Here is a 25,269-nt window from a genome sequence, read left to right on the forward strand (position 1 = left end):
GCAGGGAAGGCGGTTAATCCGAACCTTGTGCAACGCAACATCGGTAACGCGACGGCCGCTCACCGAACTTGATCCGCCGCAATGTCCCCATCTTTCCCGCGCGCCGCAGAGGGCAGAGCCGAAAGTCGTATTGGGGCGGGTTTCACTGCAATGTTACTGAAGGCCAAGGTCTCCGCGACCTGCGCCGTCCAAGTCCGGCATGCGGAGGCGAAAGCCATCATCACAACAATCATGGGGAGCGAATGCCGATGTCGACAATGGTAGCCACACAAGCGAGATCGGGAGGCATGACGAAGGACGAACGCTTCGTCATTCTGGCTTCCTCTCTCGGCACCGTGTTCGAGTGGTACGACTTCTATCTCTACGGATCGCTGGCCTCGATCATCGGCGCGCAGTTCTTCAGCGCCTACCCGCCGGCCACCCGCGACATCTTCGCGCTGCTGGCCTTCGCCGCCGGCTTCCTGGTCCGCCCGTTCGGCGCCATCGTGTTCGGCCGCATCGGCGATATCGTCGGCCGCAAATACACCTTCCTGGTCACGATCCTGATCATGGGTCTGTCGACCTTCATCGTCGGCATCCTGCCGAACGCCGAGACCATCGGCTTCGCCGCACCGGTGATCCTGATCGGTCTGCGCCTGCTGCAGGGCCTCGCGCTCGGCGGTGAGTATGGCGGTGCGGCCACCTACGTCGCCGAGCATGCGCCGATGGGCAAGCGCGGCTACTACACCTCCTTCATCCAGACCACGGCGACGATGGGCCTGTTCCTGTCGCTGCTGGTGATCCTGTTCACCCGCACCATCATCGGCGAGGCCGACTTCGCCAAATGGGGCTGGCGCGTTCCGTTCCTGGTGTCCGTGCTGCTGCTCGGCGTCTCCGTCTGGATCCGTCTGCGCCTCAACGAGTCACCCGTGTTCCAGAAGATGAAGGACGAGGGCAAGAGCTCGAAGGCGCCGCTGACGGAAGCGTTCGCGAACTGGGGCAACGCCAAGATCGTGCTGCTGGCCCTGATCGGCGCCACCATGGGCCAGGGCGTGGTCTGGTATACCGGCCAGTTCTACGCGCTGTTCTTCCTGCAATCGATCCTGAAGGTCGACGGCTACACCGCCAACCTGCTGATCGCCTGGTCGCTGCTGCTCGGCACCGGCTTCTTCGTCGTGTTCGGCATGCTGTCCGACAAGATCGGCCGCAAGCCGATCATCATGGGCGGCTGCCTCATCGCGGCGCTGACCTTCTTCCCGATCTTCAAGATGATCACCACCAACGCCAACCCGGCGCTGGAGAAGGCGATCGAGGCGACGAAGGTGGAAGTGGTGGCCGATCCCGCCGGCTGCGGCGACCTGTTCAACCCGGTCGGCACCCGCGTCTTCACCGCGCCTTGCGACACCGCCCGCGCCTTCCTGGCCCAGTCCTCGGTCAAGTACTCGACCGTGTACGGTCCGGCCGGCTCCGGCGTGAAGGTTACCTTCAACGGCAAGGAAGTGCCCTACACCGACGCCAAGACCAGCAACCCGGCGCTGACGGCGGCGATCGGCGAGGCCGGCTATCCGAAGGCCGGCAACCCGACGATCGTGAAGATGGCGCATCCGTTCGACATCTTCCGTCCGCAGGTCGCGGCGATCATCGGCCTGCTGCTGATTCTGGTGATCTTCGTCACCATGGTCTACGGCCCGATCGCAGCGATGCTGGTCGAGCTGTTCCCGACCAAGATCCGCTACACCTCGATGTCGCTGCCCTACCACATCGGCAACGGCTGGTTCGGCGGCCTGCTGCCCGCCACCGCCTTCGCAATCGTGGCCTCGACCGGCGATATCTATGCCGGCCTGTGGTACCCGATCACGTTCGCCGTGATCACCGCGGTCGTCGGCTTCATCTTCCTGCCGGAGACCAAGGACGTCGACATCCAGGCCGATTGATCACGAGGCGAGCGGCACCCCGCTCACATCTGCTTCCAACGACGAACGGCCGCGGATCACTCCGCGGCCGTTCCGCTTTTTGCGCCAGGGATTTTCTCTTTTATGGCCTCAGGCCGCGCCGATGAACTGCAGCACCACCTCGCGCCGATGCGGACGCGCGCGATGCTCGATCAGATAGAGCGCCTGCCATGTGCCGAGCATCATGCGGCCGTCCTGCACCGGCACCTGCTGCGAGACAGCGCTCAACATGGTCTTGACGTGCGCCGGCATGTCGTCGGGCCCCTCGGTGTCGTGCACCCAACCGGCATTCTCCGGCGCCAGCCGCGCCAGCGCCGTGGCGAGATCGTGCAGCACGGTGGGATCGGCATTCTCCTGGATCGTCAGCGACGCCGAGGTGTGGCGAATGAACAGGGTCACCGCGCCTTCCCTGGCGGATACTTCACGCAGGAACGCCTCGACCTCGCGCGTGAGATCGGTGAAGCCGCGGCCCGAAGTCTGTACGGTCAGAGTCGAGGTTACGATCGTATTGATGACGCTCGCCGAGGGCGCGCTGCGCGACATCGATCTGGCTGGCATGCGTTCAGCCTCCTCGAAGCGGTCTTAGATCCTGCCCGAGACGTCCTTCTGCACCCGCGTCGCCATGTCGAGCAGCCGGCGCCAAGCCTGTTCGAGGAACCCCATCATGCGATCCATGTCCTGGTCGCTGGGCAGCGGGATCTCGAGCTTGCGCGTTGCATCGGAGGATTTCGATTCACCGGGCTTGTCCCCCGTCTTGGGTTCGGCTTTCTTCAACTGATCGGATTTGGGCAGCGCCTGATCTTTCGGCAGCGGCTCATCGATCTTGCCGGAGATGCTCTGGTCGCGCGACGCGAGCTGGCCCTTGAGCTTTTCATTCTCCGCCTGCAGACGGCCGATCTCGGCATCCAGCGCGGCGCGCTCATCGGGCACCGCGTAACAGGCGAAGCCCGACCCACCGCTGTTGTTGCACATCGAGACCGCACCGGTCCTCGTATCGAGCCGGATCACGCCATCCGATGTCGTCGACATCGTGTAGCGTCCCTTGTCGCCGTCAGGCGCGGTGTCCTCGACCGCAAACGCCTCTCCGCCGAGGCAGCTCAACGCCAACAGCGCGAGGAGGGGCGGCCGGTAGGGCTTCGTGAGACTCATGGCTGGCTCTCCCAGGCGCATTCGCAACCGCCGCCATGCACGCCGACATTGTGTCGCGGCCATGACGTTGCCCCAGGTGCGATCCCCTGCCACAGGCCGCACCTATGTTTCGGACGTATAGGCGGAGCGACCGGATTTCAACGCGTCCGCCAGCAGCTCGAGCCGGTCCTGCCCCCAGAAGATCTCGCCGTCCAGCACATAGGCCGGCGAGCCGAACACGTCGGCCGCGATCGCGTCCTGCCGGTTCTGCTCGTAGGCGGCCCCGACCATGTCCGTCGCCGCCTGCGTCACGAGATCGCGGCCCGGCAGTCCGGCTGCATCGGCCAAGCCGGCGATCACCTCGGCATCCGCAAGATTGAGCTGCTGCTCCCAGATCGCCGGGAAGGCGCGCTGCAGATAGGGCTCCGGATCGAGGCCGGCCTGCTGCGCCGCGACGACGACGCCGTCGGCGAGCCGGGCGTTGAAGGGCCAGTTGTTCGGCTGGACGTGGAAATCAAGACCGCGCTTGTCGCGCCACCGCTTCAGCTCGACGATGCGATAGCGCTGCCGCGCCGGATGGCGCCTGGCCAGCGGAAGCCCGCCGGTCTCGGCGAACAGATCCACCAGCATGACCGGCTTGAGGTTGACGGTCGCCCCGTGGCTCGCGGCGATGTCGCGGAACAGGCGGTGGCCGATATAGGCCCATGGCGACTGCAGCGAGAAATAGTAGTCGATCTGGCGCGCCATGCGGGTTCCCGTGTTGGTTGGAGCTCAGCGAGAGCTGATCAGAGGGTCCTGACGGGTGCAAGATCGCAGCCGCACACAACACTGTTGATGCGGCGCGGTGACACGCGCGACCGATCTGACGAAAAAGCCGAGAAAACGTGTAAATTCAGGCATCTAACAGTTCAACACGCAATCTTGACTTGGGGGGATGCGGTCAGTATGGTCCGCGCGGCTTTAAAGGGCGATGGGGCGCTAATTCCTGAAACTCGCGGCACCGGGTCGGGTCTCCACACGTGGCGGATGGCACATGGCGGATGACACGAACGAGAGCAGCGGACACAAGGATCGCGACAAGTCGCCCGATGAGGTTGCGCTTTCCGCAAGGCTCGGAAGTCTCGACCAACGGTTGTCCGAAATTCGCGACGGCCGAAAGATCGGGGCTGATCAACCTGGAAACGGCAGCGGTGACACTGCAGCCCGGGCTTCGGCCATGGCGCGTGGCCTGCGACTGTCGTCCGAGTTGATCGCCGGTGTCCTCGTCGGCGCGTTGCTTGGCTGGGGCTTCGACCGCTTGCTGTCGACATCGCCCTTCGGATTCATCGTGTTTTTTCTGCTCGGCTTTGCCGCCGGCGTGTTGAACGTGGTGAGATCCGCAGGCATAGCTCCCGACAGGCCCCGCCAGTGAGATCAGCGCGGAAGATCGTCGAGTGAATTGCAAAGCGCCGGCGTGGCCGGTGAACAACTGAGACGCCACGCGGATGATCGATCCGATCCACCAATTCCATCTCAACAAGATCTTCACGATCGGCCACATCGGCAATCAGGAGATCACCTTCACCAACTCGTCCGCGTACATGCTGCTCGCGGTCGTGCTGATCGCCGTCATGATGATGGCCGCCGGGCGCGCGCTCGTGCCGGGCCGGTTCCAGTCGGTGGTCGAGCTGTCCTACGAATTCGTCGCCAACACCATCAGAACCAGCGCCGGCTCGCACGGCATGACGTTCTTCCCGCTGGTGTTCTCGCTGTTCATGTTCATCTTCGTCTCGAACATCGTCGGCATCATCCCCTACACCTTCACCGTCTCCAGCCACATCATCGTCACCTTCTCGCTGGCGCTCTTGGTGTTCCTGACGGTCATCATCTACGGCTTCTACAAGAACGGCCTGAAGTTCTTTAAGCTGTTCGTGCCGTCCGGCATCCCCGCGGTGATCCTGCCGCTGGTGGTCGTGATCGAAATCATCTCCTTCTTCTCCCGCCCGATCTCGCACAGCGTCCGTCTGTTCGCCAACATGCTGGCCGGCCACGTCACGCTGAAGGTGTTCGCGAGCTTCGTGACCATGCTCGGCGCGCTCGGCTTTGTCGGCAAGGTCGGCGCGCTGTTGCCGCTCGGCCTGACGGTCGCGCTGACCGGCCTCGAGCTGATGGTCGCGTTCCTCCAGGCCTACGTCTTCACGATCCTCACCTGCATCTATCTCAACGATGCTATCCATCCGGGCCACTGATCCGGCCCACTCTACCAACCCTCTCAAAGGAGTTCGTTTCATGGATCCGGTTGCAGCGAAGTACATTGGCGCGGGCATTGCCTGCATCGGCATGGGTGGCGCGGGTGCCGGCATCGGCATCATCTTCGGCAACTATCTGTCGGCCGCTCTGCGCAATCCGTCGGCTGCCCAGGGCCAGTTCGGCAACCTGATTTTCGGCTTCGCGGTCACCGAAGCGCTCGGCATCTTCTCGCTGCTGATCGCGCTGCTCCTGCTGTACGCCGTCTAAGACGGCCTGAGCCGGACAGGAGAAGCCCGTGGCTGAAAGTCATGGCGAGGCCAAGGGCGGCGAGGCCAAGGGCACCGCAAGCGCCCATACGGAGGCCGATGGCGGGCATGGTTTCCCTCCCTTCCAGAAGGAAACCTTTCCCTCCCAGATCGTCTCCCTGGTGATCGCCTTCGTGGCGCTGTACGTGATCGTCTCGCGTGTGGCGCTGCCGAAGGTCGGGGCCGTCATCGACGCCCGCCAGAAGTCGATCGACGGCGATCTGGCTGAAGCGCAGCGGCTGAAGGATGAATCCGAAGCCGCGATGAAGGCGTATGAAAGCGAGCTGGCGACGGCTCGTGCCCGTGCCCAGGCGATCGGAGCCGAGACCCGCGAGAAGCTCGCGGCTTCTTCGGACGCCGAGCGCAAGGCGCTGGAAGACAGCCTCGCATCCAAGCTCGCGGCGGCTGAGAAGTCCATCGCCACCACCCGCACGACCGCAATGAGCAATGTCCGCGGCATCGCCGCAGACGCAGCCAGCGCGATCGTGAAGCAGCTCACCGGCAAGGCCCCTGCGGCCAAGACGGTCGAGGCTGCGGTCGATGCATCGTTGAAGGGAACAGCCTGATGCATTTGCTTGCTGATCCGGAAACCTGGGTTGCGATTGCCTTCGTGATCCTGATGGGCCTGTTCGCCTATCTCGGTGTCCACCGCACGGTCCTGAAGGCGCTCGACAATCGCTCCGAGCGCATCAGGAACGAGCTGGCGGAGGCCAAGCGGCTCAAGGAAGAGGCGGCCAAGGTGCTCGCCGATTACAAGACCCGCCGCGCCAGTGCCGAACGCGAGGCCGAGGAGATCATCACCAGCGCCAAAGCGGAAGCCGAGCGCATCGCGGCGGAGGCCAAGGTCAAGATGGAAGACTTCGTCGCCCGTCGCACCAAGGCCGCCGAGAGCAAGATCGCCCTCGCCGAGGCCCAGGCTCTCGCCGACGTCAGGTCCGCTGCGGCGGATGCCGCCGTCCAGGCCGCCGCGACCGTGCTGTCGCAGTCGGTCAAGGGCGCTCTTGGCGAAGACCTCGTGGCCAAAGGCATCGCGGAAGTCGGCCGCAAGCTGAACTGAGCGGCAGTCCATCTGATCCAGAATCTTCAAAAGGCCGGGGCGATTTCATCGCGCCGGCCTTTTGCGTTGAAGGCCATCGGCCCCGGACCTGCCGAGCGCGGCCTCGCCGTCGTTCACTCGCCTCACCTCCGCTTCTTGCCGTGCGGCCGCTCCGGGGTCAGGGCCTGCGGGTCGAAGCCGATGTAGAAGACGTAATTGTCGGCATTGGCGCCGGGCGGCGGGACCGGATAGACCATGTCCTCGGCGACGATCGTGAACGGCACGCTGCCGTCCTCGGTCATCTGCACCGTGGTGCGATACGACTTGGTCGCGATCACCTTCTCGCCGATGCCGCCCTGGACCACGGCGATGCGCATGGGAATGTCGACGCTCGCTGGCGCGCCCGCCGGTCCGGCAACGATGCGCCCCTGGATGCCGATCTTGGCGATGATTTCGGCCCCGTTGAGATTGCATTCGCGCGCGGTCTTCGTGATCGACGCCTGGAACCGGACGTCATTGCCGACCGCCTGCTTGCCGGGCGCGGCCACGGCGTAGGTCGAGGCGCCGGCGCGAATGCTGACCGGCGGACAGGTCAGGCCCTCGGTCGGATCGGCCGGCGGTCCGCCGCCGGCGGGCAAGTTCTCCTGTCCCTTGTTGTCGGAGCCGCCGCCGAACAGGCTCTTGAAGCGGTCGGTCAGCGATTGGGCGGCCGCCGGCGGCGCCGCGCCCGCGGCTCCCAAGGCCAGCAGCACGGCTGCCAACGTCCCAACCCTGATCACGCTCGTCTCTCGCATCGTCTGATATCCCCGGCAACTCGGTCGCCCAGCCCAGGCGTCTATACCCAATTCAGAGGCCGGAACCAGCCCCGATCGGCCTCTCCCGCGGCCATCCCGATCACGATTGCTACCCTCGGAAATCCTCGTGCAACAGGCCATAGAGGTAATGGTCCTGCCAGACCCCGTTGATGCACAGGTAGCGACGCGCCAGGCCCTCGCGGGTGAAGCCGCATTTCTCCAGCACGCGAATCGACGGCGTATTGGTCGGGATGCAGGCCGCCTCGACCCGGTGCAGATTGAGCTCGCCGAACAAGGTCGGCAGCAGTAGCCGCAGCGCCGCCGTCATGTAGCCATGATGCGCGAACGGCTGCCCCATCCAGTAGCCGATGGTGCCGGCCTGAACGATGCCGCGGCGGACATTGGCGAGCGTGATGCCGCCGAGCATGGCGCCATCCTGCTCGCGGAAGAGGATGAACGGATAGGAGCGGTCGGCCGAGATGTCCTCGGCATAGCGGCGCAGCCGGCGGCGGAAGCCGGAGCGCGTCAGGTCGTCGGACGGCCAGATCGGCTCCCAGGGCGTGAGATAGTCGCGGCTGATCTCGCGCAGCCGCGCCCATTGCGCGTAATCGGCCATCTGCGGCGCGCGCAGCAGCAGGCCCTGGCCGCGCGGAGCCAGCGCAGCCGGTCCGTTGGATGGCAAGCGAAACAGGGCCATCTGTGATGCTCCCCCTGCTCTTTCCGGGTCGAAGCCTGCTCCGACCCACCCCAGATCTCCGGCGCCGAGTCCTGGCGGAATTCAATGCGAAGACCGCACCGAGCCGCACCACGTTCAGTGCAGTTGGGCCTTCGATCTCGAACCGGTCAGACCTTCGGCGAAAGTCACCGCTGTGTCCAGACCCCTGCCGGTGCCGAGCGCGACGACGGCCGGCTTGCTGCGTGCGAGCAGCGCCCGCGCCGCATCGCGCGTGCTCTCGACGCTGACCGCCTCGATCTTGGCGACCATCTCCTGCAAGGTCTGCGGCCGTCCATAGGCCAGGATATGCCGCGCCAATTGCTCGGCTCGGGCACTGCAGCTCTCCAGCGCCATCAGCAGACCGGCCTTCATCTGCGCCTTGGCGCGGGCGACCTCGGCCTCGCTCAAGGTCTCCACCGCATTACCGATGATGTCGACCACGACCTCCATCATCTCGGGCGCGTCAGCCGGATCTGTCCCGGTGTAGAGGCCGAAGAAGCCGGTGTCGCTATAGGGCGCGTGGAACGTATAGACGGAGTAGCAGAGCCCCCGGTTCTCGCGCACCTCCTGGAACAGCCGGGACGACATGCCGCCGCCCAGGATGTTGGTGAACACCTGCAGCGAGAACAGCGACGGATCGGCCTGCGGCACGCCCTCGAGCGCGAGCGTCAGATGCGCCTGCTCGAGATCGCGGTGCACGACGCGTGAGCCGCCCTTGCCGAATGTCGCCGGCAGCGGCTTTGGCGCCGGGCCGCCATTGAAGCTGGCAAATCGCTTCGTCACATCCTCGACCACCCGCTGATGATCGACGGCGCCGGCCGCGGCGACCACCATGTCGGGTCCGCGATAATGCGTCGACAGATAGCCGTGCAGCTTGTCGCGATCGAACGCCTCCAGCGTCTTGGCGGTGCCGAGCAGCGAGCGGCCCATCGGCTGGTCCGGAAAGCACAGCTCGTTGAGATGCTCGAACACGACGTCATCGGGCGTGTCCTGTGCCGCGCCGATCTCCTGCACGATCACGTTCTTCTCGCGCTCCAGCTCCTCCGGCACGAACGACGGATTGGCCAGAATGTCCGAGAGCACATCGAGCGCCATCGGCACGTCCGCCTTCAGCACGCGGGCGTAATAGGCCGTGGTCTCGGTCGAGGTGCCGGCATTGAGATCGCCGCCGACCGCCTCGACCGTCTCGACGATCTCGCGGGCGCTGCGCGTCGTCGTGCCCTTGAACGCCATGTGCTCGAGGAGGTGCGAGATGCCGTGCTCGTCCGGCTTCTCGTCGCGACCGCCGACGCCGGCCCAGACCCCGAGCGCCGCCGTCTCCAGATGCGGCATCGTGTCGGTGACGACCGTCAACCCCGTCGGCAGCTTGGTGACTTCCACACCCATCATGCAATTCCCTGCTTGGCGGCCCGGCTGACCGAGCGGATGAACTTCTCCACCTCGGCCTGGTCGTTCCGCATGATCCTGATGTCCTCGCGCTTGCTCATCAGCCCTTCGAGCCACACCGGCAGGTGCGGCCGCATCCCGCAGGCGGCCTCGACCGCATCGGGGAATTTGGCGGGATGGGCGGTCGACAGAACGATATTCGGCACCGACAGATCCGTGCCGTCGCGATCGGCTACGGCCAGCGCCACGGCGGTGTGCGGATCGACGAGATCGCCGGCCTCGCGGAAGGCGGCACGGATCGCCGCCGCGGTCTCGGTTTCGTCGGCGCGGCCGGCATCGAAATCGGCGCGGATCGCCGCCAGCATGGCATCGGGCAGCACGAAGCGGCCGGACTGCTTGAGGCTGTCCATCAGCCGCCGCACGGTGCCGGCATCGCGGCCGCCGGCTTCGAACAGCAGCCGCTCGAAATTCGATGACACCTGGATGTCCATCGAGGGCGAAGCCGTCGCATGCACCTCGCGCACCTCGTAGATGCCGGTCGTCAGCGTCCGGGCGAGGATGTCGTTGACGTTGGTCGCGACGCGCAACGTGCGCACCGGCAGGCCCATGCGCTTGGCGACATAGCCGGCGAAGACGTCGCCGAAATTGCCGGTGGGCACGGTGAAGTCGACGGCGCGGTGGGGCGCGCCGATCGCGACCGCCGAGGTGAAGTAGTAGACCACCTGGGCGACGACGCGCGCCCAGTTGATCGAGTTGACGCCCGACAGCCTGACCGAATCGCGGAAGCCGTGATGGTTGAACAGGCCCTTCACGATCGCCTGGCAGTCGTCGAAATGACCTTCGATCGCCAGCGCATGCACGTTGGCCGCACCCGACGTCGTCATCATCCGCCGCTGCACCTCGGAGATGCGGCCATGCGGGAACAGCACGATCAGATCGGCATAGTCGCGGCCGGCGAAAGCCTCGACCGCCGCGCCACCGGTATCGCCTGATGTCGCCACGACAATGGTCGTGCGCTCGCCACGCTTGGCCAGCACGTGGTCCATCAGCCGCGAGATCAGCTGCATCGCCACGTCCTTGAACGCCAGCGTCGGGCCGTGGAACAGCTCCAGCACGAACTGGTGCGCTGCGCTCTGGTCGAGCGGCACCACGGCGGGGTGGCGGAAGGTCGCATAGGCCTCGTTGGCCATGCGGCCGAGTTCTTCGTCGGAAATCTCGCCGGCGACGAACGGCTTGATGACCTCGACCGCGACCTCCCAATAGGGCCGGCCGAAGAACGAAGCGATCGTCTCGGGCGTCAGCTGCGGCCAGGTCTCGGGCACGTACAGGCCGCCGTCGCGGGCGAGCCCGGTCAGCATCACATCGCAGAAGGTGAGCGCGGGGGCTTCCCCGCGGGTCGAAACATAGCGCGTCAAACCGCTCTCCTGACCTGCGTCACCAGGCCATAACCCGTTGATTGAATTCGAAATCGGAACCGCCTGGCGGCAACATGGTCCGGCACCATAATGGTTTTGGCCCGTGCGCGAAACCGGTTGTTGGCACAGCAATGGTCGCGGCTCCGGGTTACGGCGGCGTTACGGACGCCGGCGCGGGAGCGCAGCGCATGGTGGCGCTCTGAACCAGCCTCCCGCTCCGCCGTCATCGCGCGGTTCAATGCGTTCGGTAGAAATGTTGACGATCGTCGTCTGCCGGCTATCTGCGCGAGCTCGCCTGGGCGGCCGAGGGGCCGATCGTGATCCGCCAGGGCGAGGACATGGGCGTGCCCTGCTGCCTGCAGGTCGATCTCGACGGATCGGCCGCCGCGCCGGTGAAGGTCTCGGGGAGCGTGCGGTCGATCGAGGCCAAGCCGTAGCCCGCAACCGTAGCCCGCATGAGCGCAAGCGACATGCGGGATCAGCACCGGCCCCGCATGTCGCTTTGCTCATGCGGGCTACGAGTGACCCGGCGGCCGCTCAGAGCTGTGCGGCCTCCGCGCCCTTCGCATCGGCCTCGGCGAACACCGCCTTGGCCGCGAACAGGCCGTTGAGCGCGGCGGGAAAGCCGGCATAGACCGCCATCTGCATGATCACCTCGGTGATCTCGTCGCGGCTGAGGCCGACATTGAGGCCCGCATGGATATGAACTTTCAGCTGCGGGCTGGCATTGCCGAGCGCGGTCAGGGCCGCGATGGTGGCGATCTCGCGGCTGCGCAGATCGAGGCCGGGCCGCGAATAGATGTCGCCGAACGGAAACTCGATCACGTAGGTCGCGAAATCCGGCGCGATGTCGGCGAGCGCCGCGATCACATTGTGGCCGGCCTCGCCGTCAATGCTATCGAGCGCGCGCCGGCCGCGCGCCAGCCGATCCTGATCGTTGTTGGCGCCCGATTGCGTGCCGCCCGGCATCGGGCTCGTCGTCGTGGATTGGCTGGGCGTTGATTGCGTCATCATCGTTCGTCCTCTCGTTCGCGCCGGCATAGCCGGCGATCTTGGCGTCGAGAACGAGAAGACAATCCTGCAAGCTGGCGACGCGCGCCCGGACTGCGTCGCGATGGCGCTCCAGGAGCCGGCGTCGGCCCGGCTCCGTGGCAGCGCCGCCCGCGCGCAGCTCGGCATAGCGCAGCATGTCCCGGATCGGCATTCCCGTGGCCTTGAGACGGCCGAGGAATTCGATCCAGGTCAGGATCGATGCGTCGTAGTCCCGCTGGCGGGCATGATCGCGATCGGCCCTGGGCAGCAGCCCGATCCGCTCATAGTAGCGGATGGTATGGGGCGTGAGCCCCGACTGCCTCGCCAGCTCGCCGATCTTCATGCGCGCTCATCTCCATTCACGACGCCCGGCAGGCTACGGGTTCGAGCGCGCTCTAAGTCAAGCGCCGTTTCGCGGGCTACGGGCTCATCGGTTCGCTGCGCGCCGGCCGCGCGCCCACACCGCGAACGAGACGATCAACGCGGCGGCCAGAGAGAACCAGGTGATCGCGTATTGCATGTGCTCGTCGCGCAGATGCGGCGACAGCGGGCCGGGCTTGGGAATGCCATTGTCGGGCACTGGCGATTCCAGATCGATGTAGAACGGCGCGACCTCACCCCAGCCGAGGGCGTTGGCCATGGCCTGATGATCCCTGGTGAACCACAGGCGCTTGTCGTGATTTTCCGCCGCGGTGAGCAGGCCGGCGGCTTCCGGGAAACGCAGATAGCCGGTCAGGGTCACGGGGACGCCGGTGACGAGCTTGCCCACCTGGCGATCCTGGACGCTGCGTTCCTGCATCGTGTTGGCGACGAAGCCGGCGTCGATCACGACGGTCTCGCCAGACGGCAGGCGCGCGGGGAGGAACGCCCAGGTGCCCGGCCCGGAGACGTCCTCGCGCACGGCCGAGCCGGCGCTGTAGACCATCGCGTCCGGCAGTCTGGTGTAGGTGGCGGTGAAGCTGACGCGGCGAAATTCGTCGCGCTCCGGCGTCAGCGTGCGCCATTCCGTCTGTGGCGGCAGCGGCTCGGGCGCAGCGGCGACGCGATCGGTGAGCGCGGCGATCAGCGCATGCTTCGCTGCCCGGCGCTGCAACTGCCAGACGCCGAGGCCGATGAACAGTGCGACCATGACGAGGGTGAAGGCGGCAAAGGCGCGAGATGAGGTGTTGGGGCGGGTCGAGGTCATCGTTGCAGGGCCGCCAACGACAGGCTGCGCGCTCTGCCGACGCAGACGGTGCGCTCCCCTCCCCCTTGCGGGGAGGGGTTGGGGGTGAGGGTAGCCCCACAAAGACTGCCGCCGGAGCTACCCCCCTCCCCACCCCACAAGGGGGGAGGGAGCGCACCGCGCCGGCGGCGATCCGTTAAGTCCCTCATCGCGGCGTTTTGTCCACCAAACGGCCGGGCGCGGCCTTGTGGTGGAATTGCAGGGCGATCAGCAGCGACTTCATCGCGCGCAGCGGCAGCAGCGTCGTCACCAGGATCAGCGGTCCCCATAGCGCGGCATGGACCCAGAACGGCGGCTGATACTTCACCTCGACGATCAGGGCGGCGCCGACCACGATGGCGCCAGCGAGCATCATGATGAAGATCGCCGGACCGTCGCCGGTGTCGATGAAGGCGTAGTCGAGATCGCAGGCTTCGCAACGCTTGCGCAGGTTGAGGAAGCCGTCGAACAGCTTGCCCCGGCCGCAGCGCGGGCAGCGGCAGGCGAGCCCGCGCAGGACGGTCTGGGCTAAAGTGACGGGCGGGTGGGTGGTCATGGTGTCTTGCCCCCTGGGCGGCCGGGCGACGCCTCATGGTGATACAACCGGAGGCGACGAGAGCGGATCACATTTCGATCAACCGCCGGGCGCCGCCGCAACGAGAAAGGGCGGCCCGACGGCCGCCCCTTCTTAGCACGTTCGGCGGAACCGGTACGCGCCAGCTTCAGTGCGCGCCGTGGGCCATCGCCTCGGCGCCGTGGCCCCAGACGTAGATGCAGATGAACAGGAACAGCCAGACCACGTCGACGAAGTGCCAGTACCAGGCGGCGAACTCGAAGCCGAGATGCTGCTTGGGCGTGAAGTGGCCGGCATAGGCGCGCGCCAGGCAGACGATCAGGAAGATCGTGCCGACCAGGACGTGGAAGCCGTGGAAGCCGGTCGCCATGAAGAAGGTCGAGCCGTAGATGTGGCCGGCGAACGAGAACGTCGCGTGGCTGTACTCATAGGCCTGCACGCAGGTGAAGGTGGCGCCCAGGAGGATGGTGAGGATCAGGCCGTATTTCAGGCCCTTGCGGTCGCCCTCGAGCAGCGCGTGGTGTGCCCAGGTCACCGTGGTGCCCGAGGTCAGCAGGATCAGCGTATTGAGCAGCGGCAGATGCCAGGGATCGAAGGTCTCGATGCCCTTTGGCGGCCAGACGCCGCCGAACAGGGCGTCGCGGGTGGCCTGCACCTCGAAGTTCGGATACAGCGCGGCATTGAAATAGGCCCAGAACCAGGCGACGAAGAACATCACCTCGGAGGCGATGAACAGGATCATGCCGTAGCGGTGATGGAGCTGCACCACGCGGGTGTGATCGCCCTTGTACTGCGCTTCCTTGATGACGTCGCCCCACCAGCTCGCCATGGTGTAGAGCACGCCGATGGTGCCGATGCCGAACACGACCGGCGCGGCGCCGAACATCTTGTGCATCCAGCCGATCGCGCCGAACGCCATGATGAAGGCCGAGACCGAGCCGACGAACGGCCAGGGGCTCGGGTCGACGAGATGGTAGTCGTGATGCTTGGCGTGCGCCTCAGCCATGTCAGGTCTCTCCCCAGATCGATGCCGGTCGCGCCGGCACGGTGTCGTTCAACAGCAATGGTCCCCGGATATCGGACGTCCGCGCGGTCACAGGTTGCCCCGCGGTTTGTCCGGCTCGCCCGCGGCGATCGGCTTGGGCTCGGCGTCGCGAACGGGATAGAAGGTGTAGGACAGCGTGATCGTCTTCAGCCCGTCATTCTCGTGATCGGCCGTGATCGCCGGATCGACGTAGAACACGACAGGCATCTCACGGGTCTCGCCCGGGGCCATGGTCTGTTCGGTGAAGCAGAAGCAGTTGATCTTCTGGAAATAGGCGCCCGACGTCAGCGGCGTCACGTTGTAGGCCGCTTGCGCCATGGTGGTGCGCGCCGCCTGGTTGGTGACCTTGTAGTAGACCGTGACCACCTCGCCGATCGCGACCTCGATCTCGGTCTTCTCCGGCTCGAACTTCCACGGCAGCCCGCCGGCGACATTGGCATCGAAACGGATGCCGATCCGGCGCGCCAGCGGCGCCGACGACGGCGCCGCGGTCGCGACCTGCGTGGTGCCGTTGAAGCCGGTGGCGCGGCAGAACCAGTTGTAGAACGGCACGGCGGCATAGGACGCGCCGACCATCAGCACCACGACGGCGCCACAGATGCCGCCGACCAGCGCATCGCGGCCGAGGCCGCGGCGCGGCGCGGCCGGCGCTGTCGCCGGAACGATCTGGTCGGTTGTCTCCATTGCGGTCTGCTTCGCCCTGTCCTGCATCGCGTCTCTACATCGGCCGATTCAGCACCGCGGGACCCTTCACCATGGTCACCGCGAAGAACAGCACCACCAGCACGCCGAGCGCGAGCGCAATCGCGATCGAGCGGCGACGGCGGCTGCGCAGCTGCGCCTCGGTGAGGACGATGCCCTCTTGCTCGTTCGGATCTGCCATCGTGATCGCCATGTTTTCCAGTCTCGCGCCTCTTACCAGATCAGCGGCGCGATCATGCGCGCGACCGCTTCGAGCCCGAGCGTCGCGAACAGCGCGAACAGGTAAAGGATCGAGAAGGCGAACAACTTGCGGTTGGCGCGCAGCGAGGTGCTGCGCTCGCGCTTGCGGAACACCTCGATCGCGAGCCATAGCATGCCGGCGCCGAGCGCCAGCGAGACGACGCCGTAGACGGCATCGAAATAGCCGAGCGGCCAGGGCGCCAGCGCGACCGCCACCAGCACGATCGTGTAGAGCAGGATCTGCAGCCGGGTCGCATCGGGGCCGGCGACCACCGGCAGCATCGGCACGCCGGCGCGGGCGTAATCGTCGCTGCGGAACAGTGCCAGCGCCCAGAAATGCGGCGGGGTCCAGAAGAAGATGATCAGGAACAGCCAGAGCGGCTCCGGCGCGATCGATCCGGTGGCGGAAACCCAGGCGACCACCGGCGGCAGGGCGCCGGCGGCGCCGCCAATGACGATGTTCTGCGCGGTCCAGCGCTTCAGCCACAGCGTGTAGATCACGACGTAGAAGAAGATGGTGAAGGCGAGCAGCGCGCCGGCGAACCAGTTGACGAGGATGCCCAGCGTCAGCACCGAGAAGAACGACAGCGTGATGCCGAAGGCGAGGGCCTCCTGGCGGGTGACGCGGCCGCGCGGGATCGGGCGGTTGGCGGTGCGCGACATCAGCGAGTCGATGTCGCCTTCCAGCGCCATGTTCAGCGCCCCGGCGGCCCCGGCCCCGACCGCGATGCACAGCAGCGAGGCGATGGCGAGCACCGGGTGGAAATGGCCCGGGGCGATCAGCAGGCCGATCAACGCCGTGAAGATCACGAGCGACATCACCCGCGGCTTCAGGAGCGCGAGATAATCGCCGACATCGGCCTCGGAAATCCGCGGGCCGACGGCAATGGCGTTCTGATCGATGACCGACACGACGAATCCAGACTTCAATTCACAGGCTTCAATTCAAACGGCTCTGACGCAGGGCGCGCCAGAACCTCGATTCAAGACTCCATCCGGCAAACCATCGGGCGCACCACCGGCGGATATCGACGCGGCGCCGGATGGGCGCCGCGTCGGAAAGATCGGGCTCACTGCACCTTCGGCAGCACCTCGAACTGGTGGAACGGCGGCGGCGAGGACAGGGTCCATTCCAAGGTCGTCGCGCCCGGTCCCCACGGATTGTTCGCCGCCTGCTGCTTGCGCATGAAGGCGTCGACGACCCCGTAGATGAAGATCAGCACGCCGAAGGCCGAGATGTAGGAGCCGATCGACGACACCAGATTCCAGCCGGCATAGGCGTCGGGATAGTCGATGTAGCGGCGCGGCATGCCCGACAGGCCGAGGAAGTGCTGCGGGAAGAACACCAGGTTCACGCCGACGAAGGTGACCCAGAAGTGCGCCTTGGCGATGGTCTCGTTGTACATGTAGCCGAACATCTTCGGGAACCAGTAGTACCAGCCCGCGAAGATGGCGAACACGGCGCCGAGCGACAGCACGTAGTGGAAGTGCGCGACGACGTAATAGGTGTCCTGCAGCACGCGGTCGACGCCGGCATTCGCCAGCACGACGCCGGTGACGCCGCCGACCGTGAACAGGAAGATGAAGCCCACCGCCCACAGCATCGGCGCGCGGAATTCGATCGAGCCGCCCCACATCGTGGCGATCCAGGAGAAGATCTTCACGCCGGTGGGCACCGCGATCACCATGGTCGCGGCGACGAAATAGGCCTGCGTCGCCGAGGACATGCCGACCGTGTACATGTGGTGCGCCCACACCACGAAGCCGATGCCGCCGATCGCGACCATGGCGTAGGCCATGCCGAGATAGCCGAACACGGGCTTGCGCGAGAAGGTCGACACGATCTGGCTGATCATGCCGAAGCCGGGCAGGATCAGGATGTACACTTCCGGATGGCCGAAGAACCAGAACAGATGCTGGAACAGCAGCGGGTCGCCGCCGCCGGCCGGATCGAAGAAGGTGGTGCCGAAATTGCGGTCGGTCAGCATCATGGTGATGGCGCCGGCGAGCACCGGCAGCGACAGCAGCAACAGGAACACCGTCACCAGGATCGACCACACGAACAGCGGCATCTTGTGCAGGGTCATGCCCGGCGCACGCATGTTGAAGATCGTGGTGATGAAGTTGATCGAGCCGAGGATCGACGACGCACCGGCGAGATGCAGCGACAGGATCGCGAAATCCACCGCCGGTCCCGGATGACCCGAGGTCGACAGCGGCACATACATCGTCCAGCCGGCGCCGACGCCGTTGGCGCCGGGCTCGCCCTCGACGAATGTCGAGGTCAACAGCAGCGCGAACGAGGCCGGCAGCAGCCAGAACGAGATGTTGTTCATGCGCGGGAACGCCATGTCCGGCGCGCCGATCATCAGCGGCACCATCCAGTTGCCGAAGCCGCCGATCATCGCCGGCATGACCATGAAGAAGATCATGATCAGGCCGTGCGAGGTCACGAACACGTTGTAGGTGTGGTTCTCGTGAAAGAACTGCACGCCCGGATACATCAGCTCGATGCGGATCGCGACCGACATGACGAGGCCGATGATGCCGGCGCACACCGCGAAGATCAGATACATCGTGCCGATGTCTTTGTGGTTGGTCGAATAGATCCAGCGGCGCCATCCGGTCGGATGGTCGTGCGCGTGATCGTCATGGCCGGTCAGGGTCGTCGCGTTCGTCGCCATTGTCCAATCCTCAGTGTCCCCGTAGGCCGCGCGAGGCGGCCCTCAATCCTAAGCGCTCGTCCCCGTGCGTTACTGCGATATGCCCGCAGCCGACGCGTAGGTGCTCGCGGGCGCGCTCGCGTACTTCTTCTTGGCGTCCTCGACCCAGGCGGTGAATTCCTGGTCGCTCACGACGCGCACCGCGATCGGCATGTAGGCGTGATCCTTGCCGCACAGCTCGGAGCACTGGCCGTAATACATGCCGACCTTGGTCGCCTTGAACCAGGTCTCGTTGAGGCGGCCGGGAATGGCGTCGATCTTGATGCCGAAGGACGGCACGGCGAAGGAGTGGATGACGTCGGCGCCGGTGGTCTGGACGCGAATCACCTTGTTGACCGGCACGACCATCTCATTGTCGACCGCCAGCAGTCGCGGCTTCTTGTCCTGCGCCATCAGCGAGTCGAACTCGAACTTGCCGTTGTCGGGATAGGCGTAGCTCCAGTACCACTGCTTGCCGGTCGCCTTGATCGTGAGGTCGGCCTTCGGCACGTCGAGCTCGAGGAACAGCAGGCGGAACGACGGCACCGCAATGGTGACGAGGATCAGCACCGGGATCAGCGTCCACGCCACTTCGAGCAGCGTGTTGTGCGTGGTCCGCGACGGCACCGGATTGGCGCGCGCGTTGAACTTGACCACCACGGCGATCAGCAGCGCCAGCACGAACAGCGTGATGATGGTGATGATCGTCAGCAGCAGACCGTGGAACCAGGTGATGTTCTCCATCACCGGCGTCGCAGCCTCCTGCAGCTTGACTTCCCATGGCGCCGGCTGCCCCGTTTCAGCAAACGCCGCTCCACCCGACACGAGCGTCATGCCCGTTACAGCCAACCCCAGCAAGGCGCTCAATTGGCCTTTCGACATCTTCATGCCGTCGCGCTCCCTTCAGAACTTTCCCCCTCAGCGCACCGCCCGCTTCACGCGGCGGCGCGCCGTTCGATCCGCTCTCCTGACAAATGGCCTTCGGGCGGATGCATAGAAAAGCACCTGGGCCAGTTCACTGGAATGACGAAATCTTTCTTCTCAAACCATAATTCTTGATCTATCGCAATGCAGTCTTGCGCCGGATATCGCGCGCCGCGCTGTTCGTCGCGACAGGCGTATTTTCCGGGAGATTGCCGCATGCCGTGATTTCGCGGGCAACGGGCGCTTGACAGGCGTGCGGCGCGATGTAGGCAAACGGGACACGGCCGTTTGCGAGGCTGATTCGGCGAGGCGCTGCGGCAGCGCCCACTGGGGTGCGGCCATATTTGGTATCGTTTCGTGCCGTACGCCGGTGACGCTGTCCTCAAGACGCCATCATTGCCGTATCATGGCGTCGGACGCGCAGATCACCCACAGGAAATTGTCATGGCACCGACCCGGATCAGGGTTTCAACGGACAGGACAGCTGACATGTCGACCCCAGCTGCGAATGACTCGCGCCGTTTGTACCGATTCAGCGCGGTGCGCGCGCGACTCACGGGTGTCGCCGCAATGGCCTCCGCCGCAGCAACGGCGATCGCGCTGATGGCCGCGACGGTGATCGGCGCGCCGCACGCGGCGTTGGCGCAGGGCGCGGTGCGCTCGGTGCATGGCGACTGGCAGATCCGCTGCGACACGCCGCCGGGCGCGCAGAGCGAGCAGTGCGCGCTGATCCAGAGCGTCGTGGCCGAGGACCGCTCCAATGCCGGCCTCACCGTGATCATGCTGAAGACCGCCGACCAGAAGAGCCGGCTGATGCGCGTGGTGGCGCCGCTGGGCGTGCTGCTGCCCTCCGGCCTCGGCCTGAAGCTCGACAACCAGGACGTCGGCCGCGCCGGCTTCGTGCGCTGCCTGCCCAATGGCTGCGTCGCCGAGGTGGTGCTGGAGGACAAGCTGCTCGGCCAGCTCAAGACGGCGAAGACCGCGACCTTCATCATCTTCGAGACGCCGGAGGAAGGGATCGGCTTCCCGCTGAGCCTCAACGGACTGGCCGAAGGCTTCGACAAGCTGCCCTGACGTTGGCCACGATTGACAGGCCCCTCCCGCGCACGATGCCGTGATCGAGCCGTGAGTTCGCGCGTCTGAATGCGCGCGCCGCGGCCTCAGCGCGGGCCGTCGAGCGCCAGCGCCATCACCAGCAGGGTCTTGTCGAACCCGTCATCGCCGGGCTCCCGCGGCTGCACCGCCTTGAGCAGGAATCCGGCCTTCTGGTACAGCCGGATAGCGTTGGTGTTGCTGCGGTAAACCGTGAGCTCGACACGCGAGAAGCCGGCCGCCCGCGCGGCCTCGAGCGCCGCCGCCATCAGTCGCCTGCCGAGGCCCTGGTGCCGGAACTGCGGCATTAAGCCCATGCCGAGCACCCCGATCCGGGCATCGATTGGCCCCGATTTGGGCGTCACATCGCACCAGCCGACCACCTCCCCGGCCGAGAGAGCGACGAATTGCGGATATCCCTCGTGGATGTTGTTCAGAATGAAGGCGCGCGTGGACTCCAGCGGCGGCGCCTGCACGAACGACAAATAGCGCCGCTCGCGCGCGACATGATCGAGCGTGCGGTGGAAGCTCTCGATGTGAGCGGACGTGATGGGAACGATCTCAACCATGTCAGTTCGGTAATCATCCAGCCCCTCGCGCCCCGGCGTCAAAACAACTATCTTGGAATGAACGCTCCGACAACGGATTGAAATATGACTGCTCCCACCACTTCCCTGCTCGAGCGCGCCAATCTGGATCGCGATGCGGTCCGGAGCGAGGTCGCGCGCGGCCTGGCCGGCGCCGATGACGGCGAATTGTTCTTCGAATACAGCCAGACTGAGGCGCTGACCTTCGACAATGGCCGGCTGAAGCAGGCGACCTACGACACCAGCCAGGGCTTCGGCCTGCGCGCGGTGAAGGACGACGCGGTCGGCTATGCCCATTCCTCCGACGTGTCGCTGCCGGCCCTGATGCGCGCGGCCGATGCGGTGAGCGCGGTCAGGGGCGGCTATTCCGGCACGTTCGCGAGCGCACCGCCGCACACTAACGTCCGGCTCTATGGCGACGACAATCCGCTGGACGCCCCGGGCTTCGAAACCAAGGTCAAGCTGCTCGGCGAGATCGACGCGTATCTGCGCGACAAGGATCCGCGCGTGCGCCAGGTGACGGTGAGCCTGGGCGCGACCTGGCAGGTCGTGGAGATCCTGCGGCCCGACGGCGAGAGCTATCGCGACATCCGCCCGCTGGTGCGCGTGAACATCTCCGTCGTCGCCGGCCAGGGTGATCGCCAGGAGAGCGGCGGCAAGGGCTATGGCGGCCGCGAGGCCTATGCGCGCTTCATCGAGACCAAAGCCTGGCGCGAGGCCGCCGACGGCGCGCTGCGCGAGGCGCTGGTCAACCTGGAGTCTGTCCCCGCCCCCGCCGGCGAGATGGACGTCGTGTTAGGGGCCGGCTGGCCCGGCGTGATGCTGCACGAGGCCGTCGGCCACGGCCTCGAGGGCGACTTCAACCGCAAGAAGACCTCGGCCTTTGCCGGACTGCTGGGCAAGCCGGTCGCCGCCAAGGGCGTCACCGTGGTCGATGACGGGACCATGGCCTCGCGCCGCGGCTCGCTGTCGATCGACGACGAGGGCACGCCGACCAGCCGTACCTTGCTGATCGAGGACGGCATCCTCGTCGGCTACATGCAGGACCGCCAGAACGCGCGGCTGATGAACATGGCGCCGACCGGCAACGGCCGCCGCCAGGGCTACGCGCATGTGCCGATGCCGCGCATGACCAACACCTACATGCTGGCCGGCGAGCACGATCCAGCCGAGATCATCGCATCCGTCAAGAACGGCATCTATGCCGTCAATTTCGGCGGCGGCCAGGTCGACATCACCTCGGGCAAATACGTCTTCCAGTGCACCGAGGCCTACAGGATCGAGAACGGCAAGGTCGGTGCGCCGGTGAAGGGCGCGATGCTGATCGGCAACGGCCCGACGGATTTGAACCGCATCAGCATGATCGGCAACGATCTGTCGCTCGATACCGGCATCGGCACCTGCGGCAAGAACGGCCAGGGCGTGCCGGTCGGCGTCGGTCAGCCGACGCTTCGCATGGATCGCATCACCGTTGGAGGCACGGGCCGATGAGCCTCGACAAGATGTCCACGAGCAAGATCGGAACCAAGGCCGTGCGCAAGGAAACCACTTGGGGCGGTCAGCTTGCACAACTCGCCGCCGTGGTGATGGTGGTGTTCGTCGCCAAGGGCGCGATCGCCGAGCCGTTCTACGTGCCGTCCGGCTCGATGGAGCCGACCCTGATGATCGGCGACGCCCTGCTGGCGTCGAAATTCCCCTATGGCTACGGCACCTCGTCGCTGCCGATGCAGATCACGCTGCCCGAGACCGGCCGCCTGTTCGGCGAAACGCCGAAGCGGGGCGACGTCGTCGTGTTCCGCTGGCCCGGCGACACCTCACAGGCCTGGGTCAAGCGCGTCGTCGGCCTGCCCGGCGACCGCATCCAGATGCGCCAGGGCCAGCTCTACATCAACGGCCAGGCAGCCGCGCTGAAGCCGGACGGCATCGGCGATGCCGAGGACGACACCGGCCGTAACGAGCCGGCCTATCGTTACGTCGAGACGCTGCCGAACGGCGTGTCGCATTTGATCTTCAAGATGCGCGACAACGGCCGGCTCGACAACACCCCGGAGGTGACCGTTCCGCCCGGCAAGCTGTTCGTGCTCGGCGATAACAGAGACAACTCCGCCGACAGCCGCGTTGCCTTGCGCGACGGCGGCGTTGGCTTGCTGCCGATCGACAACCTCGTGGGCCGCGCCGATGCCGTGGTCGGCTCCTGGGACCTCGGCTTCAAGAACCAGCCGGTCTGGGCCTGGCTGTCGGGCTTCCGGCTGGATCGCTTCTTCACCGCGGTGCGCTGAGCGGACCGCGGCAGTGACCTTCGACGATGTCAGGGCGCTTGCGCTGACATGGCCGGAGGTCGAGGACGGCACGTCCTACGGGACGCCCGCGCTGAAGGTGCGCAAGAAGATGCTGGCGCGGCTGAAGGAGGACGGGGACAGCCTCGTCCTTCCGGGCGTGCCGCCGGACGAACGCGCGATGCTGGTCGAGACGCGTCCAAAGCTGTTCTATTTCACCGATCACTACCGCGACTATCCGATCGTGTTGCTGCGCCTGTCAAAGGCGAAGCGCGCCGACGCAGAGCCGCTGTTGCGCCGGCAGTGGCGGGCGCTGGCGTCAAGGAGAGCCGTCGCCGCCTTCGATCACGGCTGAAACGGGCTGCACGCCGCTCTCCATCTCGTGTATTGAACGTGTCGACGGCACCCATGTTCTGATGCCTTCGACCATCATGACCAAAGACGAATTCATCGCAGCCGCGCTGCGCAACCCCGTCAACACCGCGATCATGCGCGTGCTGCGTGAAACGGCCGTGCCCGATGCCTGGGTCGTCGCCGGCTGCCTGACTCAGAGCGTCTGGAACGTGCGGACCGGCCGTCCGATCGATCACGGCATCAACGACTACGACATCTTCTATTTCGATCCGGATACGTCGTGGGATGCTGAGGACGCCGTCATCCGGCGCATCACATCCTGCCTCCATGACATCGAAGCCAAGGTGGAGGTGCGCAACCAGGCCCGCGTCCATCTCTGGTATCCCGCCAAGCACGGTCGTCCCTACTCCGCCGTGTCGCGATCAACCGATGGAATCGACCGGTTTCTCACCGTCAACACGCAGGTCGGGCTCCGCCCCGCCGCCGATGGATATGAGCTCTATGCGCCCAAGGGCCTCGGTGACATCGCGCAGATGATCGTGCGGCCGAACCACACGGCCAATTTCTCGGCGACGAACTACATCGCCAAGGCGGAACGTTGGAAGGCACTGTGGCCTGAGATCACCGTGATCGTCGCGGAAGACTAACATTGTTGGACCAACACGTGAAACGACAGGGACGCAGGCATCTTCGTTTGCCGTCCCATAGCCGGCCCGCAAAATAGCGGCCCTCGTCGCCCCGCGCTATCGCACCACGCCTGACGTGAACCCCGCGCGGCGCCGCGGCGGCTTGATCTCCTTCTTCAGGAAGCAATGCGCCTCCTTGCCGGCATAGCCGGGCCGCGAGAAGGTCCAGGCCCGGCATTTGTTGTCGCCGGTGCAGGCGGCCTTGCAGATCTCCTCGGCGTCGGCGGCCTTCTCTTCCTTCTTGTCCGCCGCCTTGTCACCGCTGCTCTTGTCGCCCTTGTCGGCGGCCTTCTCGGCCTTGTCGCCGCCCTTCAGATCGGTGGTCTTGATGTCGAAGCTGCGGTAGTCGCCGCCGGGACGGTCGATCGACGTCTCGACCGCATCGTTGCGGATCTCGACGACGCCCGCGCCACGCACACCGGAAACGCAGCAATTGTCCGGCACGCGCGCCGGCACGCTGTTCTTGAGCCAGCACACCGCACCCGCTTCCATCACGGTCGGATAGTTGAAGCTCCAGGCGCGGCACCGCCGGTCGTGCTCGCACAGCAGCGCGCAATCGGCCGGGTCGCCGGAGGTGATCGGCGCGCTCATATAGTCGCCGCCGGGGCGATCGGAATAGGTCTGGGCTGAAGCCGGCGTCAGGCACACAGCCGCGAACAGGCACGCCAGTGCCCTCAGCCATGCCCCGATGAAGCGCCCCACGCGCCGCCGCTGAACCATCCGACCCATTGTTAATGTTCGAGTTTTCTTGCGAGTTTTTAGGCAGTCATTTGATCGCCACGAACCTGTATGGCGGATGAACGGCTCGGACCGGTGGGAGCAGCGGAAGGCAACGCAGCGGCGCCCAGGCGCTGAATCGAACCTGGGACACAAATCGCAACAAAAAACAGCGGACCCAAGCCGCCAACCGCC

Annotated in this window: 30 protein-coding genes; 11 read left to right on the plus strand and 19 right to left on the minus strand. The window is 65.7% G+C overall.

All coding sequences use genetic code 11. From position 1 onward, the window contains the following. Nucleotides 1-242 precede the first annotated feature (242 nt). Nucleotides 243-1,913, plus strand: coding sequence for an MFS transporter (locus QX124_RS16910; RefSeq protein WP_315735921.1), 1,671 nt, complete (start codon nucleotides 243-245; stop codon nucleotides 1,911-1,913). A gap of 108 nt (nucleotides 1,914-2,021) precedes the next feature. On the opposite strand, the gene QX124_RS16915 is transcribed toward QX124_RS16910, so the two are convergent. The 3 genes from QX124_RS16915 to QX124_RS16925 all read right to left on the minus strand — a co-directional run bounded on the left by QX124_RS16915 (nucleotide 2,022) and on the right by QX124_RS16925 (nucleotide 3,806). Beyond that, nucleotides 2,022-2,489, minus strand: coding sequence for a secondary thiamine-phosphate synthase enzyme YjbQ (locus QX124_RS16915; RefSeq protein ID WP_315797755.1), 468 nt, complete (start codon nucleotides 2,487-2,489; stop codon nucleotides 2,022-2,024). 24 nt (nucleotides 2,490-2,513) lie between these two features. Next, nucleotides 2,514-3,080, minus strand: coding sequence for a hypothetical protein (locus QX124_RS16920; RefSeq protein ID WP_315735916.1), 567 nt, complete (start codon nucleotides 3,078-3,080; stop codon nucleotides 2,514-2,516). 102 nt (nucleotides 3,081-3,182) lie between these two features. Then, nucleotides 3,183-3,806: a 2-hydroxychromene-2-carboxylate isomerase gene (locus QX124_RS16925; RefSeq protein ID WP_315797756.1), complete on the minus strand. Its 624-nt coding sequence runs from the start codon at nucleotides 3,804-3,806 to the stop codon at nucleotides 3,183-3,185. Between the two features lie 286 nt (nucleotides 3,807-4,092). On the opposite strand from QX124_RS16925, the gene QX124_RS16930 reads away from it, so the two are divergent. The 5 genes from QX124_RS16930 to QX124_RS16950 all read left to right on the plus strand — a co-directional run bounded on the left by QX124_RS16930 (nucleotide 4,093) and on the right by QX124_RS16950 (nucleotide 6,650). After that, nucleotides 4,093-4,470: an AtpZ/AtpI family protein gene (locus QX124_RS16930; RefSeq protein WP_315735912.1), complete on the plus strand. Its 378-nt coding sequence runs from the start codon at nucleotides 4,093-4,095 to the stop codon at nucleotides 4,468-4,470. 73 nt (nucleotides 4,471-4,543) lie between these two features. Beyond that, the gene (locus tag QX124_RS16935) at nucleotides 4,544-5,287 is read left to right on the plus strand and encodes a F0F1 ATP synthase subunit A (protein WP_315735910.1); all 744 of its coding nucleotides are present in this window, start codon (nucleotides 4,544-4,546) and stop codon (nucleotides 5,285-5,287) included. A gap of 40 nt (nucleotides 5,288-5,327) precedes the next feature. Further along, nucleotides 5,328-5,555: a F0F1 ATP synthase subunit C gene (locus QX124_RS16940; protein WP_006615622.1), complete on the plus strand. Its 228-nt coding sequence runs from the start codon at nucleotides 5,328-5,330 to the stop codon at nucleotides 5,553-5,555. A gap of 28 nt (nucleotides 5,556-5,583) precedes the next feature. Continuing rightward, complete coding sequence (locus tag QX124_RS16945) at nucleotides 5,584-6,159, plus strand: F0F1 ATP synthase subunit B' (RefSeq protein ID WP_315735908.1); 576 nt, start codon at nucleotides 5,584-5,586, stop codon at nucleotides 6,157-6,159. Further along, complete coding sequence (locus QX124_RS16950; RefSeq protein ID WP_315797757.1) at nucleotides 6,159-6,650, plus strand: ATP F0F1 synthase subunit B; 492 nt, start codon at nucleotides 6,159-6,161, stop codon at nucleotides 6,648-6,650. Before QX124_RS16945 ends, QX124_RS16950 begins: the two co-directional genes overlap by 1 nt. 122 nt (nucleotides 6,651-6,772) lie before the next feature. Here QX124_RS16950 and QX124_RS16955 read toward each other — a convergent pair whose 3' ends face one another. The 14 genes from QX124_RS16955 to coxB form a co-directional block, all read right to left on the minus strand. Continuing rightward, a complete protein-coding gene (locus tag QX124_RS16955; RefSeq protein ID WP_315778388.1) occupies nucleotides 6,773-7,390 on the minus strand; it encodes a hypothetical protein in 618 nt (205 codons plus the stop codon). Between the two features lie 142 nt (nucleotides 7,391-7,532). Then, on the minus strand, nucleotides 7,533-8,120 hold the full coding sequence (locus QX124_RS16960) for a GNAT family protein (RefSeq protein WP_315735904.1): 588 nt from the start codon (nucleotides 8,118-8,120) through the stop codon (nucleotides 7,533-7,535). A 114-nt stretch (nucleotides 8,121-8,234) separates the two neighbouring features. Further along, the gene (locus QX124_RS16965) at nucleotides 8,235-9,524 is read right to left on the minus strand and encodes a pitrilysin family protein (protein WP_315735902.1); all 1,290 of its coding nucleotides are present in this window, start codon (nucleotides 9,522-9,524) and stop codon (nucleotides 8,235-8,237) included. After that, on the minus strand, nucleotides 9,524-10,939 hold the full coding sequence (thrC, locus tag QX124_RS16970; protein ID WP_315797758.1) for a threonine synthase: 1,416 nt from the start codon (nucleotides 10,937-10,939) through the stop codon (nucleotides 9,524-9,526). Before thrC ends, QX124_RS16965 begins: the two co-directional genes overlap by 1 nt. A gap of 537 nt (nucleotides 10,940-11,476) precedes the next feature. After that, nucleotides 11,477-11,908, minus strand: a complete 432-nt coding sequence (locus tag QX124_RS16975) for a carboxymuconolactone decarboxylase family protein (RefSeq protein WP_315797759.1) — start codon at nucleotides 11,906-11,908, stop codon at nucleotides 11,477-11,479. After that, a complete protein-coding gene (locus tag QX124_RS16980) occupies nucleotides 11,835-12,314 on the minus strand; it encodes a MerR family transcriptional regulator (RefSeq protein WP_315797760.1) in 480 nt (159 codons plus the stop codon). Before QX124_RS16980 ends, QX124_RS16975 begins: the two co-directional genes overlap by 74 nt. 84 nt (nucleotides 12,315-12,398) lie before the next feature. Further along, nucleotides 12,399-13,157, minus strand: a complete 759-nt coding sequence (locus tag QX124_RS16985) for an SURF1 family protein (protein WP_315797761.1) — start codon at nucleotides 13,155-13,157, stop codon at nucleotides 12,399-12,401. A gap of 184 nt (nucleotides 13,158-13,341) precedes the next feature. Continuing rightward, entirely contained in the window at nucleotides 13,342-13,731 is a 390-nt protein-coding gene (locus QX124_RS16990; protein ID WP_315735883.1) for a DUF983 domain-containing protein, read from the minus strand. A gap of 166 nt (nucleotides 13,732-13,897) precedes the next feature. Continuing rightward, on the minus strand, nucleotides 13,898-14,755 hold the full coding sequence (locus QX124_RS16995) for a cytochrome c oxidase subunit 3 (protein WP_315757594.1): 858 nt from the start codon (nucleotides 14,753-14,755) through the stop codon (nucleotides 13,898-13,900). Nucleotides 14,756-14,842: 87 nt separating this feature from the next. Then, entirely contained in the window at nucleotides 14,843-15,478 is a 636-nt protein-coding gene (locus QX124_RS17000) for a cytochrome c oxidase assembly protein (RefSeq protein WP_315735879.1), read from the minus strand. 34 nt (nucleotides 15,479-15,512) lie between these two features. Further along, nucleotides 15,513-15,689, minus strand: a complete 177-nt coding sequence (locus tag QX124_RS17005; protein ID WP_315735877.1) for a CoxF protein — start codon at nucleotides 15,687-15,689, stop codon at nucleotides 15,513-15,515. Between the two features lie 20 nt (nucleotides 15,690-15,709). Then, on the minus strand, nucleotides 15,710-16,648 hold the full coding sequence (locus tag QX124_RS17010) for a heme o synthase (protein WP_315797762.1): 939 nt from the start codon (nucleotides 16,646-16,648) through the stop codon (nucleotides 15,710-15,712). 158 nt (nucleotides 16,649-16,806) lie between these two features. Then, nucleotides 16,807-18,420 carry a cytochrome c oxidase subunit I gene (ctaD, locus tag QX124_RS17015; protein WP_315735873.1) on the minus strand — a complete coding sequence of 538 codons (1,614 nt, stop codon included), beginning with the start codon at nucleotides 18,418-18,420 and terminating at the stop codon, nucleotides 16,807-16,809. A gap of 69 nt (nucleotides 18,421-18,489) precedes the next feature. After that, entirely contained in the window at nucleotides 18,490-19,326 is an 837-nt protein-coding gene (gene coxB / locus QX124_RS17020) for a cytochrome c oxidase subunit II (RefSeq protein WP_315784764.1), read from the minus strand. A 480-nt stretch (nucleotides 19,327-19,806) separates the two neighbouring features. Here coxB and QX124_RS17025 point away from each other — a divergent pair, with 480 nt between their 5' ends. Further along, the gene (locus tag QX124_RS17025; RefSeq protein ID WP_315797763.1) at nucleotides 19,807-20,436 is read left to right on the plus strand and encodes an invasion associated locus B family protein; all 630 of its coding nucleotides are present in this window, start codon (nucleotides 19,807-19,809) and stop codon (nucleotides 20,434-20,436) included. Between the two features lie 86 nt (nucleotides 20,437-20,522). Here QX124_RS17025 and QX124_RS17030 read toward each other — a convergent pair whose 3' ends face one another. Continuing rightward, the gene (locus tag QX124_RS17030) at nucleotides 20,523-21,023 is read right to left on the minus strand and encodes a GNAT family N-acetyltransferase (protein WP_315735867.1); all 501 of its coding nucleotides are present in this window, start codon (nucleotides 21,021-21,023) and stop codon (nucleotides 20,523-20,525) included. 84 nt (nucleotides 21,024-21,107) lie between these two features. Between QX124_RS17030 and tldD the strand changes: the two genes are divergently transcribed. The 4 genes from tldD to QX124_RS17050 all read left to right on the plus strand — a co-directional run bounded on the left by tldD (nucleotide 21,108) and on the right by QX124_RS17050 (nucleotide 24,318). Beyond that, nucleotides 21,108-22,532 carry a metalloprotease TldD gene (tldD, locus tag QX124_RS17035; RefSeq protein ID WP_315735865.1) on the plus strand — a complete coding sequence of 475 codons (1,425 nt, stop codon included), beginning with the start codon at nucleotides 21,108-21,110 and terminating at the stop codon, nucleotides 22,530-22,532. Then, nucleotides 22,529-23,320 carry a signal peptidase I gene (gene lepB, locus QX124_RS17040; protein WP_315757600.1) on the plus strand — a complete coding sequence of 264 codons (792 nt, stop codon included), beginning with the start codon at nucleotides 22,529-22,531 and terminating at the stop codon, nucleotides 23,318-23,320. Before tldD ends, lepB begins: the two co-directional genes overlap by 4 nt. Before the next feature lie 13 nt (nucleotides 23,321-23,333). Further along, nucleotides 23,334-23,672 (plus strand): MmcQ/YjbR family DNA-binding protein, encoded by a 339-nt coding sequence (locus QX124_RS17045; protein WP_315797764.1) that lies wholly within the window; start codon nucleotides 23,334-23,336, stop codon nucleotides 23,670-23,672. 76 nt (nucleotides 23,673-23,748) lie between these two features. Beyond that, nucleotides 23,749-24,318, plus strand: coding sequence for a nucleotidyltransferase family protein (locus QX124_RS17050; RefSeq protein ID WP_315797765.1), 570 nt, complete (start codon nucleotides 23,749-23,751; stop codon nucleotides 24,316-24,318). A 96-nt stretch (nucleotides 24,319-24,414) separates the two neighbouring features. Here the strand turns inward: QX124_RS17050 and QX124_RS17055 are convergent, their stop codons facing one another. Continuing rightward, on the minus strand, nucleotides 24,415-25,077 hold the full coding sequence (locus tag QX124_RS17055) for a PAN domain-containing protein (RefSeq protein ID WP_315784842.1): 663 nt from the start codon (nucleotides 25,075-25,077) through the stop codon (nucleotides 24,415-24,417). Between the last annotated feature and the right edge of the window lie 192 nt (nucleotides 25,078-25,269).

It is taken from the genome of Bradyrhizobium sp. SZCCHNRI3043 (assembly GCF_032377735.1).
Classification (GTDB): Bacteria; Pseudomonadota; Alphaproteobacteria; order Rhizobiales; family Xanthobacteraceae; genus Bradyrhizobium.

Excerpts from the sequence above, each read along its gene's own strand:
- QX124_RS16910 (WP_315735921.1), top strand. The coding sequence starts at position 243 with ATGCCGATGTCGACAATGGTAGCCACACAAGCGAGATCGGGAGGCATG.
- QX124_RS17055 (WP_315784842.1), bottom strand. The coding sequence starts at position 25,077 with ATGGTTCAGCGGCGGCGCGTGGGGCGCTTCATCGGGGCATGGCTGAGG.
- ctaD (WP_315735873.1), bottom strand. The coding sequence starts at position 18,420 with ATGGCGACGAACGCGACGACCCTGACCGGCCATGACGATCACGCGCAC.
- QX124_RS17025 (WP_315797763.1), top strand. The coding sequence starts at position 19,807 with ATGGCACCGACCCGGATCAGGGTTTCAACGGACAGGACAGCTGACATG.
- QX124_RS16935 (WP_315735910.1), top strand. The coding sequence starts at position 4,544 with ATGATCGATCCGATCCACCAATTCCATCTCAACAAGATCTTCACGATC.
- QX124_RS16915 (WP_315797755.1), bottom strand. The coding sequence starts at position 2,489 with ATGCCAGCCAGATCGATGTCGCGCAGCGCGCCCTCGGCGAGCGTCATC.
- QX124_RS16950 (WP_315797757.1), top strand. The coding sequence starts at position 6,159 with ATGCATTTGCTTGCTGATCCGGAAACCTGGGTTGCGATTGCCTTCGTG.
- QX124_RS16995 (WP_315757594.1), bottom strand. The coding sequence starts at position 14,755 with ATGGCTGAGGCGCACGCCAAGCATCACGACTACCATCTCGTCGACCCG.
- lepB (WP_315757600.1), top strand. The coding sequence starts at position 22,529 with ATGAGCCTCGACAAGATGTCCACGAGCAAGATCGGAACCAAGGCCGTG.
- QX124_RS16965 (WP_315735902.1), bottom strand. The coding sequence starts at position 9,524 with ATGGGTGTGGAAGTCACCAAGCTGCCGACGGGGTTGACGGTCGTCACC.
- QX124_RS16975 (WP_315797759.1), bottom strand. The coding sequence starts at position 11,908 with ATGCCGGGCGGCACGCAATCGGGCGCCAACAACGATCAGGATCGGCTG.
- QX124_RS16925 (WP_315797756.1), bottom strand. The coding sequence starts at position 3,806 with ATGGCGCGCCAGATCGACTACTATTTCTCGCTGCAGTCGCCATGGGCC.
- QX124_RS16960 (WP_315735904.1), bottom strand. The coding sequence starts at position 8,120 with ATGGCCCTGTTTCGCTTGCCATCCAACGGACCGGCTGCGCTGGCTCCG.
- QX124_RS17050 (WP_315797765.1), top strand. The coding sequence starts at position 23,749 with ATGACCAAAGACGAATTCATCGCAGCCGCGCTGCGCAACCCCGTCAAC.
- QX124_RS17000 (WP_315735879.1), bottom strand. The coding sequence starts at position 15,478 with ATGGAGACAACCGACCAGATCGTTCCGGCGACAGCGCCGGCCGCGCCG.
- QX124_RS16980 (WP_315797760.1), bottom strand. The coding sequence starts at position 12,314 with ATGAAGATCGGCGAGCTGGCGAGGCAGTCGGGGCTCACGCCCCATACC.
- QX124_RS16930 (WP_315735912.1), top strand. The coding sequence starts at position 4,093 with ATGGCGGATGACACGAACGAGAGCAGCGGACACAAGGATCGCGACAAG.
- QX124_RS17030 (WP_315735867.1), bottom strand. The coding sequence starts at position 21,023 with ATGGTTGAGATCGTTCCCATCACGTCCGCTCACATCGAGAGCTTCCAC.
- tldD (WP_315735865.1), top strand. The coding sequence starts at position 21,108 with ATGACTGCTCCCACCACTTCCCTGCTCGAGCGCGCCAATCTGGATCGC.
- QX124_RS16920 (WP_315735916.1), bottom strand. The coding sequence starts at position 3,080 with ATGAGTCTCACGAAGCCCTACCGGCCGCCCCTCCTCGCGCTGTTGGCG.
- QX124_RS16990 (WP_315735883.1), bottom strand. The coding sequence starts at position 13,731 with ATGACCACCCACCCGCCCGTCACTTTAGCCCAGACCGTCCTGCGCGGG.
- QX124_RS16985 (WP_315797761.1), bottom strand. The coding sequence starts at position 13,157 with ATGACCTCGACCCGCCCCAACACCTCATCTCGCGCCTTTGCCGCCTTC.
- QX124_RS16940 (WP_006615622.1), top strand. The coding sequence starts at position 5,328 with ATGGATCCGGTTGCAGCGAAGTACATTGGCGCGGGCATTGCCTGCATC.
- QX124_RS17005 (WP_315735877.1), bottom strand. The coding sequence starts at position 15,689 with ATGGCGATCACGATGGCAGATCCGAACGAGCAAGAGGGCATCGTCCTC.
- coxB (WP_315784764.1), bottom strand. The coding sequence starts at position 19,326 with ATGAAGATGTCGAAAGGCCAATTGAGCGCCTTGCTGGGGTTGGCTGTA.